The 15,487-nt window shown below is 70.4% G+C and carries 17 protein-coding genes; 16 read left to right on the top strand and 1 reads right to left on the bottom strand.

What is annotated here, in order from left to right:
- Positions 1 to 16: 16 nt before the first annotated feature.
- Complete coding sequence (locus ABZ098_RS23310; RefSeq protein WP_356594069.1) at positions 17 to 2,464, top strand: [protein-PII] uridylyltransferase; 2,448 nt, start codon at positions 17 to 19, stop codon at positions 2,462 to 2,464.
- An 84-nt stretch (positions 2,465 to 2,548) separates the two neighbouring features.
- A complete protein-coding gene (gene ffh / locus ABZ098_RS23305) occupies positions 2,549 to 4,096 on the top strand; it encodes a signal recognition particle protein (protein WP_356594067.1) in 1,548 nt (515 codons plus the stop codon).
- A gap of 111 nt (positions 4,097 to 4,207) precedes the next feature.
- On the opposite strand, the gene ABZ098_RS23300 is transcribed toward ffh, so the two are convergent.
- Entirely contained in the window at positions 4,208 to 5,065 is an 858-nt protein-coding gene (locus ABZ098_RS23300; RefSeq protein ID WP_356594065.1) for an SAM-dependent methyltransferase, read from the bottom strand.
- A 200-nt stretch (positions 5,066 to 5,265) separates the two neighbouring features.
- Between ABZ098_RS23300 and proS the strand changes: the two genes are divergently transcribed.
- From proS to ABZ098_RS23230, 14 genes are all read left to right on the top strand, one after another.
- Positions 5,266 to 6,681, top strand: coding sequence for a proline--tRNA ligase (gene proS / locus ABZ098_RS23295; protein ID WP_356594063.1), 1,416 nt, complete (start codon positions 5,266 to 5,268; stop codon positions 6,679 to 6,681).
- A 261-nt stretch (positions 6,682 to 6,942) separates the two neighbouring features.
- Positions 6,943 to 7,545, top strand: a complete 603-nt coding sequence (locus ABZ098_RS23290; protein ID WP_020138752.1) for a hypothetical protein — start codon at positions 6,943 to 6,945, stop codon at positions 7,543 to 7,545.
- Positions 7,546 to 7,798: 253 nt separating this feature from the next.
- Positions 7,799 to 8,218, top strand: a complete 420-nt coding sequence (rpsP, locus tag ABZ098_RS23285) for a 30S ribosomal protein S16 (protein ID WP_037708517.1) — start codon at positions 7,799 to 7,801, stop codon at positions 8,216 to 8,218.
- A 2-nt stretch (positions 8,219 to 8,220) separates the two neighbouring features.
- Positions 8,221 to 8,460: an RNA-binding protein gene (locus ABZ098_RS23280; RefSeq protein WP_007384965.1), complete on the top strand. Its 240-nt coding sequence runs from the start codon at positions 8,221 to 8,223 to the stop codon at positions 8,458 to 8,460.
- A gap of 93 nt (positions 8,461 to 8,553) precedes the next feature.
- Positions 8,554 to 9,096, top strand: coding sequence for a ribosome maturation factor RimM (gene rimM / locus ABZ098_RS23275; RefSeq protein ID WP_053848459.1), 543 nt, complete (start codon positions 8,554 to 8,556; stop codon positions 9,094 to 9,096).
- Between the two features lie 3 nt (positions 9,097 to 9,099).
- Positions 9,100 to 9,933, top strand: coding sequence for a tRNA (guanosine(37)-N1)-methyltransferase TrmD (trmD, locus tag ABZ098_RS23270; RefSeq protein WP_356594060.1), 834 nt, complete (start codon positions 9,100 to 9,102; stop codon positions 9,931 to 9,933).
- Between the two features lie 132 nt (positions 9,934 to 10,065).
- On the top strand, positions 10,066 to 10,416 hold the full coding sequence (gene rplS, locus ABZ098_RS23265) for a 50S ribosomal protein L19 (protein ID WP_356594058.1): 351 nt from the start codon (positions 10,066 to 10,068) through the stop codon (positions 10,414 to 10,416).
- A gap of 45 nt (positions 10,417 to 10,461) precedes the next feature.
- Positions 10,462 to 11,157 (top strand): signal peptidase I, encoded by a 696-nt coding sequence (lepB, locus tag ABZ098_RS23260; RefSeq protein ID WP_356594056.1) that lies wholly within the window; start codon positions 10,462 to 10,464, stop codon positions 11,155 to 11,157.
- Entirely contained in the window at positions 11,150 to 12,244 is a 1,095-nt protein-coding gene (lepB, locus tag ABZ098_RS23255) for a signal peptidase I (RefSeq protein WP_356594054.1), read from the top strand. The genes lepB (ABZ098_RS23260) and lepB (ABZ098_RS23255) overlap by 8 nt, the downstream gene beginning before the upstream one ends.
- The gene (gene lepB / locus ABZ098_RS23250) at positions 12,132 to 13,103 is read left to right on the top strand and encodes a signal peptidase I (protein WP_356594052.1); all 972 of its coding nucleotides are present in this window, start codon (positions 12,132 to 12,134) and stop codon (positions 13,101 to 13,103) included. Before lepB (ABZ098_RS23255) ends, lepB (ABZ098_RS23250) begins: the two co-directional genes overlap by 113 nt.
- Before the next feature lie 117 nt (positions 13,104 to 13,220).
- Positions 13,221 to 13,994: a signal peptidase I gene (gene lepB / locus ABZ098_RS23245; RefSeq protein WP_356594050.1), complete on the top strand. Its 774-nt coding sequence runs from the start codon at positions 13,221 to 13,223 to the stop codon at positions 13,992 to 13,994.
- Between the two features lie 130 nt (positions 13,995 to 14,124).
- Positions 14,125 to 14,610: an NUDIX hydrolase gene (locus ABZ098_RS23240; protein WP_356594048.1), complete on the top strand. Its 486-nt coding sequence runs from the start codon at positions 14,125 to 14,127 to the stop codon at positions 14,608 to 14,610.
- A 56-nt stretch (positions 14,611 to 14,666) separates the two neighbouring features.
- The gene (locus ABZ098_RS23235) at positions 14,667 to 14,975 is read left to right on the top strand and encodes a DUF2469 domain-containing protein (protein WP_123991871.1); all 309 of its coding nucleotides are present in this window, start codon (positions 14,667 to 14,669) and stop codon (positions 14,973 to 14,975) included.
- A gap of 149 nt (positions 14,976 to 15,124) precedes the next feature.
- Positions 15,125 to 15,487 (top strand): YraN family protein, encoded by a 363-nt coding sequence (locus tag ABZ098_RS23230; RefSeq protein WP_356594046.1) that lies wholly within the window; start codon positions 15,125 to 15,127, stop codon positions 15,485 to 15,487.

The raw sequence follows: 15,487 nt of genomic DNA, 5'->3' as shown, positions 1-15,487 counted from the left end.
GAACAGGAGTTGCTGGGTGACGGGCACGAACGTGCACAAGGACGTAGAGGACTCGGGACCCAGCGGCTATGCGGCGGCCCGGCTGCGCCTCCTCCAGGAGGGGGCGCGGTCCGGGCCGCCGCGCCGTTCCGCCCTCGCCGAACTGACCGACGACTGGCTCTCGGGGCTGTTCACCGCGGGCGCCGAGCAACTGCGCGGGGTCTCCCTGATCGCCGTCGGCGGTTACGGCCGCGGTGAGTTGTCGCCCCGCAGCGACCTGGACCTGGTCCTGCTGCACGACGGCAGCGACCCGGGCGCGGTCGCCGCACTGGCCGACCGCATCTGGTACCCCGTGTGGGACCTGGGCCTCGCCCTCGACCACTCCGTGCGCACGCCCGCGGAGGCCCGCAAGACGGCCGCGGAGGACCTGAAGGTCCAGCTCGGCCTGCTGGACGCCCGCCACCTCGCCGGTGATCTGGGGCTGACCGCCGGATTGCGTACGGCCGTCCTCGCGGACTGGCGCAACCAGGCGCCCAAGCGCCTCCCCGAGCTCCAGGAGCTGTGCGCCGAGCGCGCCGAGCGCCAGGGCGAGCTCCAGTACCTGCTCGAACCCGATCTCAAAGAGGCCCGCGGTGGCCTCAGGGACGCCACCGCCCTGCGTGCCGTCGCCGCCTCCTGGCTGGCCGACGCCCCGCGCGAGGGCCTCGACGACGCCCGGCGCCGACTGCTCGACGTCCGGGACGCCCTGCACCTGACGACCGGGCGGGCGACCGACCGGCTCGCTCTCCAGGAACAGGACCAGGTCGCCGCCGAACTCGGGCTCCTGGACGCCGACACCCTGCTGCGCCAGGTCTACGAGGCCGCGCGAGTCATCTCGTACGCCAGTGACGTCACCTGGCGCGAGGTGGGGCGCGTGCTCAAGTCGCGAGCCGTGCGGCCCCGTCTGCGGGCCATGCTCGGGGGCGGCAAGCCGGTCGCCGAGAGGTCACCCCTGGCGGAGGGCGTCGTCGAGCAGGACGGCGAGGTGGTGCTCGCCCGTGCCGCGCGCCCCGACCGGGACCCCGTGCTTCCGCTGCGCGCCGCGGCCGCCGCCGCCCAGGCCGGACTCCCGCTCTCCCTGCACGCCGTGCGGCGCATGGCGGCCGGAGTGCGCCCCCTGCCCACGCCCTGGCCCGCCGAGGCCCGTGAACAGCTCGTCACCCTGCTCGGCTCGGGCCAGCCCACCATCGAGGTCTGGGAGGCCCTGGAGGCCGAGGGGCTGATCACCCGGATGCTGCCCGACTGGGAGCGGGTGCGCTGCCGCCCCCAGCGCAACGCCGTGCACATCTGGACCGTCGACCGGCACCTGATCGAGACGGCCGTGCGTGCCTCCGAGTTCACCCGGCGCGTCCACCGCCCCGACCTGCTGCTCGTCGCCGCGCTGCTGCACGACATCGGCAAGGGATGGCCCGGCGACCACTCGGTGGCCGGCGAGATCATCGCCAAGGACGTCGCCGCCCGCATCGGCTTCGACCGCGACGACGTCGCCGTACTCGCGGCCCTCGTACGGCACCACCTACTGCTCGTGGACACCGCCACCCGGCGTGACCTGGAGGACCCGGCCACCGTGCGGTCGGTCGCCGAGGCGGTCGGGTCGCAGGGCACCCTGGAGCTGCTGCACGCGCTGACCGAGGCCGACGCCCTGGCCACCGGCCCGGCCGCCTGGTCGTCCTGGCGGGGCTCGCTCGTCGCCGACCTGGTCAAACGGGTGGCCGCGGTGCTCGCCGGGGACGACCTCGACGAGCCCGAGGCGGCCGCACCCACCGCTGAGCAGGAGCGGCTCGCCATCGAGGCGGTCGCCACCGGCGGCCCGGTGCTGTCCCTGCGCGCCCAGACCGAGCCGCCCGTGGACGCCCAGCCCTCGGGCGACCCGGAACCGCTCGGCGTGGAGCTCGTGATCGCCGTACCCGACCAGCCGGGTGTGCTGCCGGCGGTCGCCGGAGTGCTGGCCGTGCACCGGCTGACCGTCCGCACCGCCGAGCTGAGCGCCCAGGACCTGCCCGACGGTGTCGACGGCTCCGTGCTCCTGCTGAACTGGCGGGTCGCCGCCCAGTACGGCTCGCTGCCCCAGGCGGCCCGGCTGCGCGCCGATCTCGTACGGGTCCTGGACGGCTCGCTGGACGTCGCCGGGCGCCTCGCCGAGCGGGACGCCGCCTATCCGAGGCGCCGGGGTGTCGTGGCGCCCCCCGCGCGCGTGACGGTCGCCCCCGCGGCCTCCCGGCACGCCACCGTGATCGAGGTGCGCGCCCAGGACGCCCCGGGACTGCTGTTCCGCATCGGGCGCGCGCTGGAGGACGCCGGGGTGCGGATGCGCAGCGCGCACGTGTCGACGCTGGGCGCCAACGCGGTGGACGCCTTCTACGTCACCGACGGCAAGGGCGCCCCGCTCGGGGCCGGCGAAGCGGCTTCCGTGGCCCGGAAGCTGGAGGAGACCCTGCGGGGCTGACCGGGGGATCCCGGCTACGCGTGCAGCCGGGATACCCTGGAGGGCGATTCCCAGCTGCCACCGACCCCGAGGACCGCGAGCGCCGTGTTCGATACTCTTTCCGATCGCCTCTCAGCGACTTTCAAGAACCTGCGCGGCAAGGGACGGCTCTCCGAGGCGGACATCGACGCCACCGCGCGCGAGATCCGTATCGCGCTCCTCGAGGCGGACGTGGCCCTGCCGGTCGTCCGGTCGTTCATCAAGAACGTCAAGGAGCGTGCCCTCGGCGCCGACGTCTCCCGGGCGCTGAACCCCGCCCAGCAGGTCCTGAAGATCGTGAACGAGGAGCTCGTCACGATCCTGGGCGGCGAGACCCGGCGCCTCAGGTTCGCCAAGAACCCGCCCACCGTGATCATGCTGGCGGGTCTCCAGGGTGCCGGTAAGACCACCCTCGCGGGCAAGCTCGGCCGGTGGCTGAAGGAGCAGGGCCACTCGCCGCTGCTCGTCGCCGCCGACCTCCAGCGCCCCAACGCCGTCAACCAGCTGAGCGTGGTCGCCGAGCGCGCCGGGGTCGCGGTCTACGCCCCCGAGCCGGGCAACGGCGTCGGTGACCCGGTCAAGGTCGCCAAGGACTCCATCGAGCACGCCAAGGCGAAGGTCCACGACATCGTGATCGTGGACACCGCGGGCCGTCTCGGTATCGACGCCGAGCTGATGCAGCAGGCCGCGGACATCCGCGACGCCGTCAGCCCCGACGAGATCCTCTTCGTCGTCGACGCGATGATCGGTCAGGACGCGGTCAACACCGCCGAGGCCTTCCGCGACGGCGTCGGCTTCGACGGCGTGGTGCTCTCCAAGCTCGACGGCGACGCCCGCGGTGGCGCGGCCCTGTCGATCCGGCAGATCACCGGCAAGCCGATCATGTTCGCCTCCAACGGCGAGAAGCTGGAGGACTTCGACGCCTTCCACCCCGACCGGATGGCCTCCCGCATCCTCGACATGGGTGACCTGCTCACCCTGATCGAGCAGGCGGAGAAGACGTTCAGTCAGGAAGAGGCCGAGAAGATGGCCTCCAAGCTGGCGTCCAAGAAGGGCCAGGACTTCACCCTGGACGACTTCCTGGCCCAGATGGAGCAGGTCCGGAAGATGGGCAGCATCTCCAAGCTGCTCGGCATGCTCCCGGGCATGGGCCAGATCAAGGACCAGATCAACAACCTGGACGAGCGGGACGTCGACCGCACGGCCGCCATCATCAAGTCGATGACCCCGGCCGAGCGCCAGGAGCCGACGATCATCAACGGCTCGCGCCGCGCCCGTATCGCCAAGGGTTCCGGCGTCGAGGTCAGCGCGGTCAAGAACCTCGTCGAGCGGTTCTTCGAGGCCCGCAAGATGATGTCCCGCATGGCCCAGGGCGGTGGGATGCCGGGCATGCCCGGGATGCCGGGCATGGGTGGCGGTCCCGGCCGCGCCAAGAAGCAGCCCAAGAAGGCCAAGGGCAAGCAGCGCTCCGGCAACCCGATGAAGCGCAAGCAGCAGGAGGCCGAGGAGGCCGCGCGCAGGGCAGCCCAGGGCGGCAACGCCTTCGGGGTGCCCGGCCAGCAGGCCCCGCAGGACTTCGAGCTGCCCGACGAGTTCAAGAAGTTCATGGGCTGAGTCGTCGGTTGTCTCGCTGGGGGCGCTCTTCCGCGGAAGAGCGCCCCCAGCGCTGTGCACCGGGCGCACCCAGGCGTTGCTGGAGCGGGAGACGCTGGAGGAGGCCGACGGCTAGGGCACGCGCGCGACCAGGTAGCGGAAGACGTTCGGCATCCACACCGTGCCGTCCCGGCGCTGGTACGGATGCAGGGCTTCCGTCACCTCCTCGTCCACCTGCGCCTGGTCGGTCGCCTCGATGGCCGCGTCGAAGAGCCCGGTCGACAGCAGGCCCTTGAGCGCGCTGTCGAGGTCGGCGTACCCGAAGGGGCAGGACACCCGCCCCGAGCCGTCGGGCCTGAGACCGGCCCGGTGGGCGACCTCCTCCAGGTCGTCCCGCAGGGCCGGGCGCCAACGGCCCGCGCCGCGCAGCGGATCCGCCAGCTTGGTGGCCACCCGCAGCACGGACGACGTCGCGCACCGCTCCGGCGGACCCCAGCCGGCGAGTGCCACGGGCGCTCCCCGCTCGGCGAGGTGCGTCGCCGAGGCGAGAAGGTCACCGAGCCCCTCCGAGTCGCCCGCGAGACACCCGATCGGCTCGAAGGCGGTCACGAGGGTGTACGGGGCGGTGTCGGCGCCGGAGGTCTCCCCGGGCACCCGCTCGGCCAGCCTGGTGCCGCCACGCGCGCGCGTGCCCCCCGCCTCCGGTGACAGCCGCTCCCGCGCGAGCGCCAGCCGCTCGGGGGAGGACGGTTCGACACCTGCGACCGCCGCACCTCGGGAGGCGGCCATCAGCAGGGCCAGCCCGCTGCCGCAGCCGAGGCCCAACAGCCGCGTCGCGGGGCCCACTTCCAGTCGCTCGTAGACGGCCTCGTACAGCGGAACCAGCATCCGCTCCTGGATCTCGGACCAGTCACGCGCGCGTGCACCGAGGTCCGCGCGGGACGCCTCTCTCGTCGAAGACAGGTGTTGCCGCACGAGCGTAGGTGTCATGGATAAGCGCCCCAATCCGCCGAGAGTTGACTCTGTGCCCGATTCCGTAGCCCCCGTGACGTGCGCTCGCAGTTCCCCCGTATGCCAGGTAACTCCGCACTCGACCGCGCGTCCAGAGGCAGAGGGGTCCTGCTTGCGGGTTGGCATGTGCCGGGGAAAAGAATTCACATCCCGGCAATCTGCGCCCGTAACATCGCGCCATGGCAAAGGCACCTGTTCTCACACCCCGGGCGGACGACTTCCCGCGCTGGTACCAGGATCTGATCAGCAAGGCCGAACTGGCCGACAACGGTCCGGTGCGCGGCACCATGGTCATCCGACCGTACGGGTACGGGCTGTGGGAGCGGATGCAGGCCGAGATGGACGCCCGGATCAAGGCGACGGGCACGCAGAACGCGTACTTCCCGCTGCTGATCCCGCAGTCGTACCTCACCCGTGAGGCCGACCACGTCGAGGGCTTCGCACCCGAGCTCGCGGTCGTCACCCACGGCGGCGGCAAGGAGCTGGAGGAGCCCGCGGTCGTCCGCCCCACCTCCGAGATGATCATCAACGACTACTTCTCGAAGTGGGTGCAGAGCTACCGCGACCTGCCCCTGCTGATCAACCAGTGGGCCAACGTGGTGCGTTGGGAGCTCCGGCCCCGCCTGTTCCTGCGCACGACGGAGTTCCTGTGGCAGGAGGGCCACACCGCGCACGCGACCGAAGAGGACGCGCGCGCGTTCGCCTCGCACATCCACCGGCAGGTCTACGAGGACTTCATGACCGACGTCCTCGCCATGGACGTCGTCGCCGGCCGCAAGACCGTCAAGGAGCGCTTCGCCGGCGCGATCAACACCCTCACGCTGGAAGGCATGATGGGCGACGGCAAGGCCCTCCAGATGGCCACCAGCCACGAGTTGGGCCAGAACTTCGCCAAGGCCTTCAACACCTCGTACCTGTCGAAGGACGGCACCCAGGAACTCGTCTGGCAGACCTCCTGGGGCTCCACCACCCGCATGATCGGCGCCCTGGTGATGATGCACGGCGACGACAACGGCCTGCGCGTCCCGCCGCGGCTCGCGCAGACCCAGGTCGTCGTGCTCGCCATCAAGGGGGACGAACCGGTTCTGGCCAAGGTCCGCGAGATCGGCGACCGGCTGAAGGCGGCGGGGCTGCGCGTCCACGTCGACGACCGCACCGACACCCCGTTCGGCCGCCGCGCGGTCGACTGGGAGCTCAAGGGAGTGCCGGTCCGCGTCGAGATCGGACCCCGTGACCTGGAGAACGGCACCGCGATGGTGGCCCGCCGGATTCCGGGCGGCAAGGAAGCGGTCGCCGTCGACGATCTCGTACGACTGCTCCCGGTCGCCCTCGAGGAGGACCAGGAGCTGCTGCTGGCCCAGTCCCGCGCGCGCCGCGAGTCCCGGACGACCGAGGTGTCGACGTTCGACGAAGCCGTCGAGGCCGCCGTCGCCGGCGGCTGGGCGCGGATCCCGTGGGCCGTTCTCGGCGAGGAGGGCGAGGCCAGGCTGGCCGAGCACGCGGTGACCGTACGCTGTCTGGTCGCCGAGGACGGGTCGGTGCCGGGAACCGATGACGCCCCCGGTAACGTCGCAGTCGTCGCGCGCGCTTACTGAGGCAACGCCCTTCCGGCGCGAGAGCGACCGAAACGCCTCTTGCGCACCCGCGGATCACAACCGCACCGGCGCGTGGACGCGATCTACGCGCTGGTGCGTACCTCACACTACGTACCGGCTTGGTATGAGCTGCGAGGCTTCTCCGCAGATCAGCGCACCCGCCCTCGTCTCCACGCATCAGCGGCAACTGACGGGTACGTGCAAATTATTTGGGATGCCCCGGAATAGGAACACAGGGGCACCCCCGCTCGTTGTCATTACGTGAGCACGACACAGACACCACCAGTTCTCGCCGCAGAGCTGGCAGAGGCGTGGGCCGACATTCAGCGGTACCACCCCGAACTGCCGGACCTTGCCGCGCCAGAGTCCCTGATCGGGGAGTCGTCGTCCGCGTGCGGTCACGAGCTCTCCTTCGAGCGACTGCTTCATGAGGCAGTCCACGGCATCGCCGCCGCGCGAGGCATCCGCGACACCTCCCGCGCCGGCCGCTACCACAACCGCAGATTCCTCGCGATCGCCGAGGAGATGGGCCTGGACCACCCCGAGGAGCCGCACCCGAGCAGCGGTTTCTCCCTGGTCACGCTCACCCCCGAGGCGAAGCGCCGTTACCGCCCGACCATCGAGCGGCTCCAGCGCGCCCTCAAGGCCCACACCGCGGCCACCTCCGCCGACACCGCCCGCTCCTTCCGGGGTCCGGCGGCGCGGCACGGCTCCTCCGGAGGCGGGGTCCGGGTCAAGGCGGTCTGCGACTGCGGCCGCAATGTGAGGGTCGTCCCCTCCGTCCTGGCCCAGGCGCCGATCGTCTGCGGGGGCTGCGGGAAGCCGTTCCGCATCCCCGAGATCGTGGGCGCCGCGGCGAGCTGAGACCGCGACTGCTCGTGGCAGCCGCGATCCTGCCCGGGGGCACCCGGAGTGCCGGGTGCCCCTCAGGCATGCTCGTGCGCGGCCTCGGTCCGAGGGGAGCCCCGGGGTGTGGCACAATGGCTAGCTGTACTCGACAGCCGCACAGGAACCCTCTCGCCTCCGGCTGACGCGTCCATCGGGCACTCGGGTACCGCAACCCCACGCGGCATTCTCGCCGTGCCCAACCACGTCAAATCCAGGAGAACCCACTCCCGTGGCAGTCAAGATCAAGCTGAAGCGTCTGGGCAAGATCCGTTCGCCTCACTACCGCATCGTCGTCGCCGACTCCCGCACCCGTCGTGACGGTCGTGCGATCGAGGAGATCGGTCTGTACCACCCGGTGCAGAACCCCTCGCGCATCGAGGTCGACTCGGAGCGCGCGCAGTACTGGCTGGGTGTCGGCGCGCAGCCGACCGAGCCCGTGCTCGCCATCCTGAAGAAGACCGGCGACTGGCAGAAGTTCAAGGGCGAGCCCGCCCCGGCTCCGCTGCTCCAGCCGGCCGAGAAGGCCGCGCGTCCCTCGTTCGAGGCCCTCGGTGGCGACGACGAGGGCAAGGGTGAGGCCATCACCCAGAAGAAGAAGGCTGAGAAGAAGGACGAGGCTGCGGCTGAGTCCGAGTCGACCGAGGCCTGAGCATGCTCGAGGAGGCTCTCGAGCACCTCGTGAAGGGCATCGTCGACAACCCTGACGATGTGCAGGTCGCCTCGCGCACCCTGCGCCGCGGGCGCGTGCTGGAGGTCCGGGTCCACCCCGACGACCTCGGCAAGGTGATCGGCCGCAACGGCCGCACCGCACGTGCCCTGCGTACCGTCGTGGGCGCCATCGGCGGCCGCGGTGTCCGCGTCGACCTCGTCGACGTCGACCACGTCCGCTGACGTCAAACGCAGTACCGGCTCGGGCCGGGGAGGGCCATCGGGCCGTCCCCGGCCCGTAGTCGTCCCGGGCCCTACGACAGGAGATCTTCCGAAGTGCAGCTCGTAGTCGCACGGATCGGCCGCGCCCACGGCATCAAGGGCGAGGTCACCGTCGAGGTCCGTACCGACGAGCCGGAACTCCGGCTCGCGCCCGGCGCCGTACTGGCGACCGACCCGGCCGCCACCGGCCCGCTCACCATCGAGACGGGCCGCGTCCACAGCGGCCGCCTCCTGCTGCGTTTCGAGGGCGTCCGTGACCGGACCGCCGCCGAGGCGCTGCGCAACACCCTCCTGATCGCCGAGGTCGATCCCGACGAGCTGCCGGAGGAGGAGGACGAGTACTACGACCACCAGCTCATGGATCTCGACGTCGTGACCAAGGACGGCGTGGAGGTGGGCCGGATCACCGAGATCTCGCACCTGCCCTCCCAGGACCTCTTCATCGTGGAGCGGCCCGACGGCAGCGAGGTGATGATCCCCTTCGTCGAGGAGATCGTCACCGAGATCGACCTCGCCGAACAGAAGGCCGTCATCGACCCGCCGCCCGGGCTCATCGACGACCGGGCCGAGATCGCGTCCTCGCGGGAAGAGTCGTAGCAGATGCGCCTCGACGTCGTCACGATCTTCCCCGAGTACCTCGACCCCCTGAACGTCTCCCTGGTCGGCAAGGCACGCGTGCGTGGGCAGCTCGACGTGCACGTCCACGACCTGCGGGAGTGGACGTACGACCGCCACAACACCGTCGACGACACCCCGTACGGTGGCGGCCCGGGCATGGTCATGAAGACCGACCCGTGGGGGGACGCGCTGGACTCGGTGCTGGCGGACGGTTACGAGACGGGCTCGCACACGCCCGCCCTCGTCGTCCCCACCCCGAGCGGCCGCCCCTTCACCCAGGAACTCGCCGTGGAGCTCTCCGAGAACCCCTGGCTGATCTTCACGCCCGCGCGTTACGAGGGCATCGACCGCCGGGTCGTCGACGAGTACGCCACGAGGATGCCGGTCCACGAGGTGTCCATCGGCGACTACGTCCTCGCCGGCGGCGAGGCGGCCGTACTGGTGATCACCGAGGCGGTGGCCCGGCTGCTGCCCGGTGTCCTCGGCAACGCCGAGTCGCACCGGGACGACTCCTTCGCGCCCGGAGCCATGGCGAACCTGCTCGAAGGCCCCGTCTACACCAAGCCGCCCGAGTGGCGCGGCCGCGGCATCCCGGACGTCCTGCTCAGCGGGCACCACGGCAAGATCGCCCGCTGGCGCCGCGACGAGGCACTGAGGCGTACGGCGGCCAACCGGCCCGACCTCATCGAGCGCTGCGAGCCTGCGGCCTTCGACAAGAAGGACCGCGAGATGCTCTCCATCCTGGGCTGGGCGCCGGACCCGGCGGGGGAGCCGTACGGCCGATTTTGGCGCAGGCCGGAAGGCGTGGAACAATAGGCCGCTGTTGTGCGTCGTCCGGCGTGCGCCCCTGCCACAGGGGGACACGACGCCCGCCCCGACACGGACAGCCTCCTCACGAACCTCGACTACCGCCGATGACCTGTGGCATGGGCGAAGAAAGCAGACGAAATGTCTCACCTGCTCGACTCCGTCGACTCCGCGTCGCTGCGCAGCGACATCCCGGCCTTCCGCCCGGGTGACACCGTCAACGTCCACGTCCGCGTCATCGAGGGCAACCGCTCCCGTGTGCAGCAGTTCAAGGGCGTAGTCATCCGTCGCCAGGGCTCCGGTGTCCGCGAGACCTTCACGGTCCGCAAGGTCTCGTTCTCCGTGGGCGTCGAGCGCACCTTCCCGGTGCACACCCCGATCGTCGAGAAGATCGAGCTGGTTACCCGCGGTGACGTGCGCCGCGCCAAGCTGTACTACCTGCGCGAGCTGCGCGGCAAGGCCGCGAAGATCAAGGAGAAGCGCGACAACTGAGCGCTTTTCGGACGTCACAGCGCGGCCGGATAGCATCTGGCCCCGATGGACACCGAAGCACAGCCGACGGAACGCGACCGCTCCTCCCGCCCCGCCCCAGGGGTCGTGGAGGGACGGTCGCGTTTCGCGTTGGTGTCGAGAATCACCCAGTGGCTGCCCGGTGGCAGGATCTCCCTGGTCCTGCTGCTCTGCCTGGTCTTTCTTTTGCTGATCAGTACGTTCGTGGTCAGACCTTTCCAGATTCCCAGCGGATCCATGGAAAACGGATTGAGGATCGGGGACCGCGTTCTCGTAAATAGGTTGGCGTACCGTTTCGGTGCCGAGCCGCGGCGGGGAGATGTAGTCGTGTTCGACGGAACCGGGTATTTCGGGGACGGAGACTACATCAAGCGCGTTGTGGGTGTGGGGGGAGACCATGTGGTCTGCTGCGACAAGAAGGGGAGGATCGAGGTGAACGGCCGGTCGGTCGACGAGTCGGGCTTCCTGTACCCCGGCGACAGCCCCTCCTCGGTGCCCTTCGACGTCGAGGTGCCCGCAGGCACCCTGTTCGTCCTCGGTGACCACCGCAGCGTCTCCAGCGACTCCCGGGACCACCTGGGCTCACCGGGCGGCGGCATGATCCCCGTCGACGACGTCCTCGGCCGGGCCGACTGGATCATCTGGCCCGCCGGTCACGCCACCCGGTTGCAGCGTTCCGCCGCCTACGCACGCGTGCCCGCGGTGGAGGGCGCGCATGGGTAACCGCGGCAAACCGCGCGGAGTGTCGAGCACCGCCGCCGAGAACCTGCTGCCCACCGGCGTCCGGCGATCCGCCAGCCCCGCGGGCGGCCGTTCGCGCGCGGAGCGGCGCAAGCTCCAGCGCAAGGTGAAACGGCGCAGACGGCGCGGCGCGGTCAAGGAGATACCCCTCCTGGTCGGTGTGGCCGTCCTGATAGCCCTGGTCCTGAAGACGTTTCTCGTCCAGGCGTTCGTGATCCCGTCCGGCTCGATGGAGCAGACGATCCGGATCGGCGACCGGGTGCTGGTCGACAAGTTCACCCCGTGGTTCGGCTCCAAGCCCGAGCGCGGGGACGTCGTCGTCTTCAAGGACCCCGGCGGCTGGCTCCAGGACGAGCAGACCACGACGAAGAAGGACGACCCCGTCGTCGTCAAGCAGGTCAAGGAAGGGCTCACCTTCATCGGCCTGCTGCCGTCCGACAACGAGAAAGACCTGATCAAGCGGGTCGTCGGGGTCGGCGGCGACCGCGTCAAATGCTGCGACGCGCAGGGCCGGGTCACCGTCAACGGCGTCCCCCTGAGCGAGACGGACTACCTGTATCCCGGGAACGCCCCGTCCACCCAGCAGTTCGACATCACCGTCCCGCAGGGGCGGCTGTGGGTGATGGGGGACCACCGCGCCAACTCCGCGGACTCCCGCTCGCACCAGGACACCGACTACGGTGGCACCGTCTCCGAGGACTCGGTGGTGGGACGGGCCATGGTCATCGCCTGGCCCTTCGGGCACTGGACGACCCTGAAAGAACCGAAAACTTACTCTTCCGTTGCCGACTCGGCGTCCGTCGCGACCTCAGCCTCCCGGGCGTCGCTTAGGGTTGCTTCCGACGATCCGAACGAAGCGATCCAACTCCCGAGCCCTGCGGAACTCCCGCTCGTTATGGGAGTGGTGGGCCTGCGCCGTACTTGGGGCAGGCGGCGGCACAGAGTAAGGAGTTGGCGTGGGGGATGTGGCGGTTGGCGCACGATCCGGGCACGACGGCGAGGAGCACCGCGGACGCCCCGTGGAAGCAGCCGACCCGGCCGCGGACAGCGCCGTGACCCCCGGGAGTGACTCCGGGGCGACCGAGGACGGGACGACGACGCAGGCCCGGGGAGGGGGGTCCGGCGATTCGACCCCCAAGGCGAAGAAGCAGCGCTCCTTCTGGAAGGAGCTGCCCATCCTGATCGGCATCGCGCTCGTGCTGGCGCTGCTGATCAAGACGTTCCTGGTGCAGGCCTTCTCGATCCCGTCCGACTCGATGCAGAACACCCTCCAGCAGGGCGACCGGGTGCTGGTCGACAAGCTCACCCCGTGGTTCGGCTCCGAGCCCGAGCGCGGCGAGGTCGTCGTCTTCCACGACCCCGACAACTGGCTGGCGGGCGAGCCGACGGTCGACCCGAACGCCCTCCAGACCTTCCTCTCCTGGATCGGCCTCATGCCGTCCGCCACCGAGAAGGACCTCATCAAGCGCGTCATCGGCGTCGGAGGGGACACGGTCTCCTGCTCGGGCACCGGCCCGCTGAAGGTCAACGGCAAGGCGCTGGACGAGGCGTCGTACGTCTACGCCGGCAACACCCCGTGCAGCCAGGACGACCAGGGCGGCCAGTTCACGGTGAAGGTCCCCAAGGGTTACATCTGGGTGATGGGCGACCATCGGCAGAACTCCCGTGACTCGCGCTACAACCAGTCCGACAAGCACCACGGCATGGTGCCGGTCGACGACGTCGTGGGCCGCGCCATCGTGAAGGCCTGGCCGATCAACCGCTGGGGCACGCTGCCCAAGCCGGACACCTTCGATCAGGCCGGCATCAACGACCACGCGTCCGCCTCCGCCGCCCTGACGGTCGCGCCGCAGGGGGTCGCCCTCCTCGGTGTGGTGCCGGTGGCGCTGTGGCGGCGCAGGAAGGCCGCCGTCGAGCGGACCCGCTGAGCTCCGCCCGGTCGGCCCGGGCTGCCACGGACCTGGTGAAAGCTTTGCGGAGCTTGCCGCTCCGGCCGGGCAGGAGGGGCTGACCCGCTCAGGTACCGCCGGGTAGGGTGCGGATCCATGGGTGGCGAGAGCACTACGCGTACGGCCCCGCACAGCGGTGGCACCAGCACGGGCCCGGTGGGTGGCCGGCACGGACAGCGACTGTCCGGACTGGCCGTCGCGCTGGGCCTGGTGCTGTTTCTCGGGGGATTCGCCTGGGCAGCGGTGATCTACCGGCCGTACACCGTGCCCACCGGTTCGATGACCCCCACGATCGGCGTCGGCGACCGGGTGCTCGCCCAGCGCGTGAACGGCGACGAGGTACGCCGGGGCGACGTCGTCGTCTTCACCGACAAGACCTGGGTGAGCAACGCGCCCGTGGTCAAGCGGGTCGTCGCGGTCGGCGGCGACACGGTCTCCTGCTGCACGGACGGGAAGCTGACCGTCAACGGCAAGGAGATCGACGAGACGTATCTCAAGGGCAACGTGGTCGAGGACAAGGCCATCCCGACCGTGAAGGTGCCCGAGGGCCGCCTGTTCCTGCTCGGCGACGAGCGCCAGGGCTCGCTGGACTCCTCGGCCCACCTCACCGACACCGCCCAGGGCACCGTCGCCCGCTCGGCCGTCACCGCCCGCGTGGACGCCGTCGTCTGGCCCATGAAGGGCATGCTGGAGCGTCCCACCGGTTTCGAGCCGCTCGGCGCGCTCTCCTCGCCTGGTCCGCTGCGCACGATCATCATCCTGATCGTCGTCGGCGCCGCTCTGGTACTGGGCGGCGGGGCGTACGGGCCCGTGGCCAAGCTGTTCGGCAGGCGTTCCCGGGTCCGGACGGAGCCCGTCGGTGCCCGCTGAGGCGTCGGCCGTCGGCGGAGACCCGCACGGAGGCGCGTCCGCGGGTGGGGACTCGCGCGGAGGTGCGTCCGTGGGTGGGGGCTCGTACGACAGCGCGTCCGGGGGTGGGGACTCGTATGGAGGCGCGTCCGTGGGTGGGCTGCGGAAGGTGTCCCGGGTGGTCCTGCTCGATCCCGAGGACCGCATCCTGCTGCTGCACGGGCACGAGCCGGACGATCCGGCCGACGACTGGTGGTTCACCCCCGGCGGCGGACTGGAGGGCGACGAGACCCGTGAAGAGGCCGCTCTGCGGGAACTCGCCGAGGAGACCGGCATCACCGAGGTGGAGCTCGGGCCGGTGCTCTGGCGGCGGATGTGCTCGTTCCCGTTCGCGGGCCGTCGCTGGGACCAGGACGAGTGGTACTACCTGGCCCGTACGACGGTGACGGCCACCCGGGCCACGGCCCTGACCGAGCTGGAGCGACGCAGTGTCGCCGGAGCGCGCTGGTGGACGTGTCAGGAACTGACCCGGGCACATGAGACGGTGTATCCGACCAGACTCGTCGAGCTGCTGCGCAAGCTGCTCGACGAAGGTCCCCCGGCCGGGCCCGTGACCCTCGACACCGAAATCGTCTAGGTGCCGACGGGACTGGCGCACAATGGTGGGATCGCACGGCTGAAGGGGAACATGCCATGAGCGCCGAGGACCTCGAGAAGTACGAGACCGAGATGGAGCTCAAGCTCTACCGGGAGTACCGCGATGTCGTCGGTCTGTTCAAATACGTGATCGAGACCGAGCGGCGCTTCTACCTGACCAACGACTACGAGATGCAGGTGCACTCGGTCCAGGGTGAGGTGTTCTTCGAGGTGTCCATGGCGGATGCGTGGGTGTGGGACATGTATCGGCCGGCTCGCTTCGTGAAACAGGTGCGCGTGTTGACGTTCAAGGACGTGAACATCGAGGAGCTCAACAAGAGCGATCTGGAGATGCCGGGTGGCTGACGGGTGGCCGACGGGCGGCCGACGCGTGGGTTCGGCTGACGGTTTTCGCCCGTGTGAGTGACAGGGTTTTCCACAACCGCTGAGTAGTCCACCAAGATCAACCAGGTGGACGGGGTTGCGTGATCGTTGGCGCCGGAGGTGGTGCCGACATGAACGCACGAAGTGCACTCGGCAAGTACGGCGAGAGTCTGGCCGCACGGCGGCTGACCGAGGCCGGGATGACGGTCCTGGAGCGCAACTGGCGCTGCGGCAGGACCGGTGAGATCGACATCGTGGCGCGGGACGGCGAGGTCCTCGTCGTCTGCGAGGTCAAGACACGCCGAAGGGGCGCCTTCGAGCATCCGATGGCCGCGGTGACTCCCGACAAGGCGGAGCGTCTGCGGGCCCTCGCCGCCTGCTGGATCCACGCCCATGGAGGGGCGCCACCGGGAGGCGTCCGCATCGACCTGGTGGGCGTCGTGCTGCCACAGCGCGGCGCGCCCGTGGTCGAGCACGCGCGGGGGGTGGCCTGA

This window comes from Streptomyces sp. NPDC006335 (assembly GCF_040612795.1).
Lineage (GTDB): Bacteria > Actinomycetota > Actinomycetes > Streptomycetales > Streptomycetaceae > Streptomyces.
The sequence above is the reverse complement of the archived record's forward strand: the minus strand, read 5'-3'. Positions and strand labels throughout refer to the sequence as shown.

What these genes read in the sequence shown, in the direction of transcription:
- rplS (WP_356594058.1), top strand. Translation starts at nt 10,066, where the DNA reads ATGTCTCACCTGCTCGACTCCGTCGACTCCGCGTCGCTGCGCAGCGAC.
- proS (WP_356594063.1), top strand. Translation starts at nt 5,266, where the DNA reads ATGGCAAAGGCACCTGTTCTCACACCCCGGGCGGACGACTTCCCGCGC.
- trmD (WP_356594060.1), top strand. Translation starts at nt 9,100, where the DNA reads ATGCGCCTCGACGTCGTCACGATCTTCCCCGAGTACCTCGACCCCCTG.
- ABZ098_RS23230 (WP_356594046.1), top strand. Translation starts at nt 15,125, where the DNA reads ATGAACGCACGAAGTGCACTCGGCAAGTACGGCGAGAGTCTGGCCGCA.
- ABZ098_RS23300 (WP_356594065.1), bottom strand. Translation starts at nt 5,065, where the DNA reads ATGACACCTACGCTCGTGCGGCAACACCTGTCTTCGACGAGAGAGGCG.
- lepB (WP_356594054.1), top strand. Translation starts at nt 11,150, where the DNA reads ATGGGTAACCGCGGCAAACCGCGCGGAGTGTCGAGCACCGCCGCCGAG.
- ABZ098_RS23280 (WP_007384965.1), top strand. Translation starts at nt 8,221, where the DNA reads ATGCTCGAGGAGGCTCTCGAGCACCTCGTGAAGGGCATCGTCGACAAC.
- lepB (WP_356594056.1), top strand. Translation starts at nt 10,462, where the DNA reads ATGGACACCGAAGCACAGCCGACGGAACGCGACCGCTCCTCCCGCCCC.
- lepB (WP_356594050.1), top strand. Translation starts at nt 13,221, where the DNA reads ATGGGTGGCGAGAGCACTACGCGTACGGCCCCGCACAGCGGTGGCACC.
- ABZ098_RS23235 (WP_123991871.1), top strand. Translation starts at nt 14,667, where the DNA reads ATGAGCGCCGAGGACCTCGAGAAGTACGAGACCGAGATGGAGCTCAAG.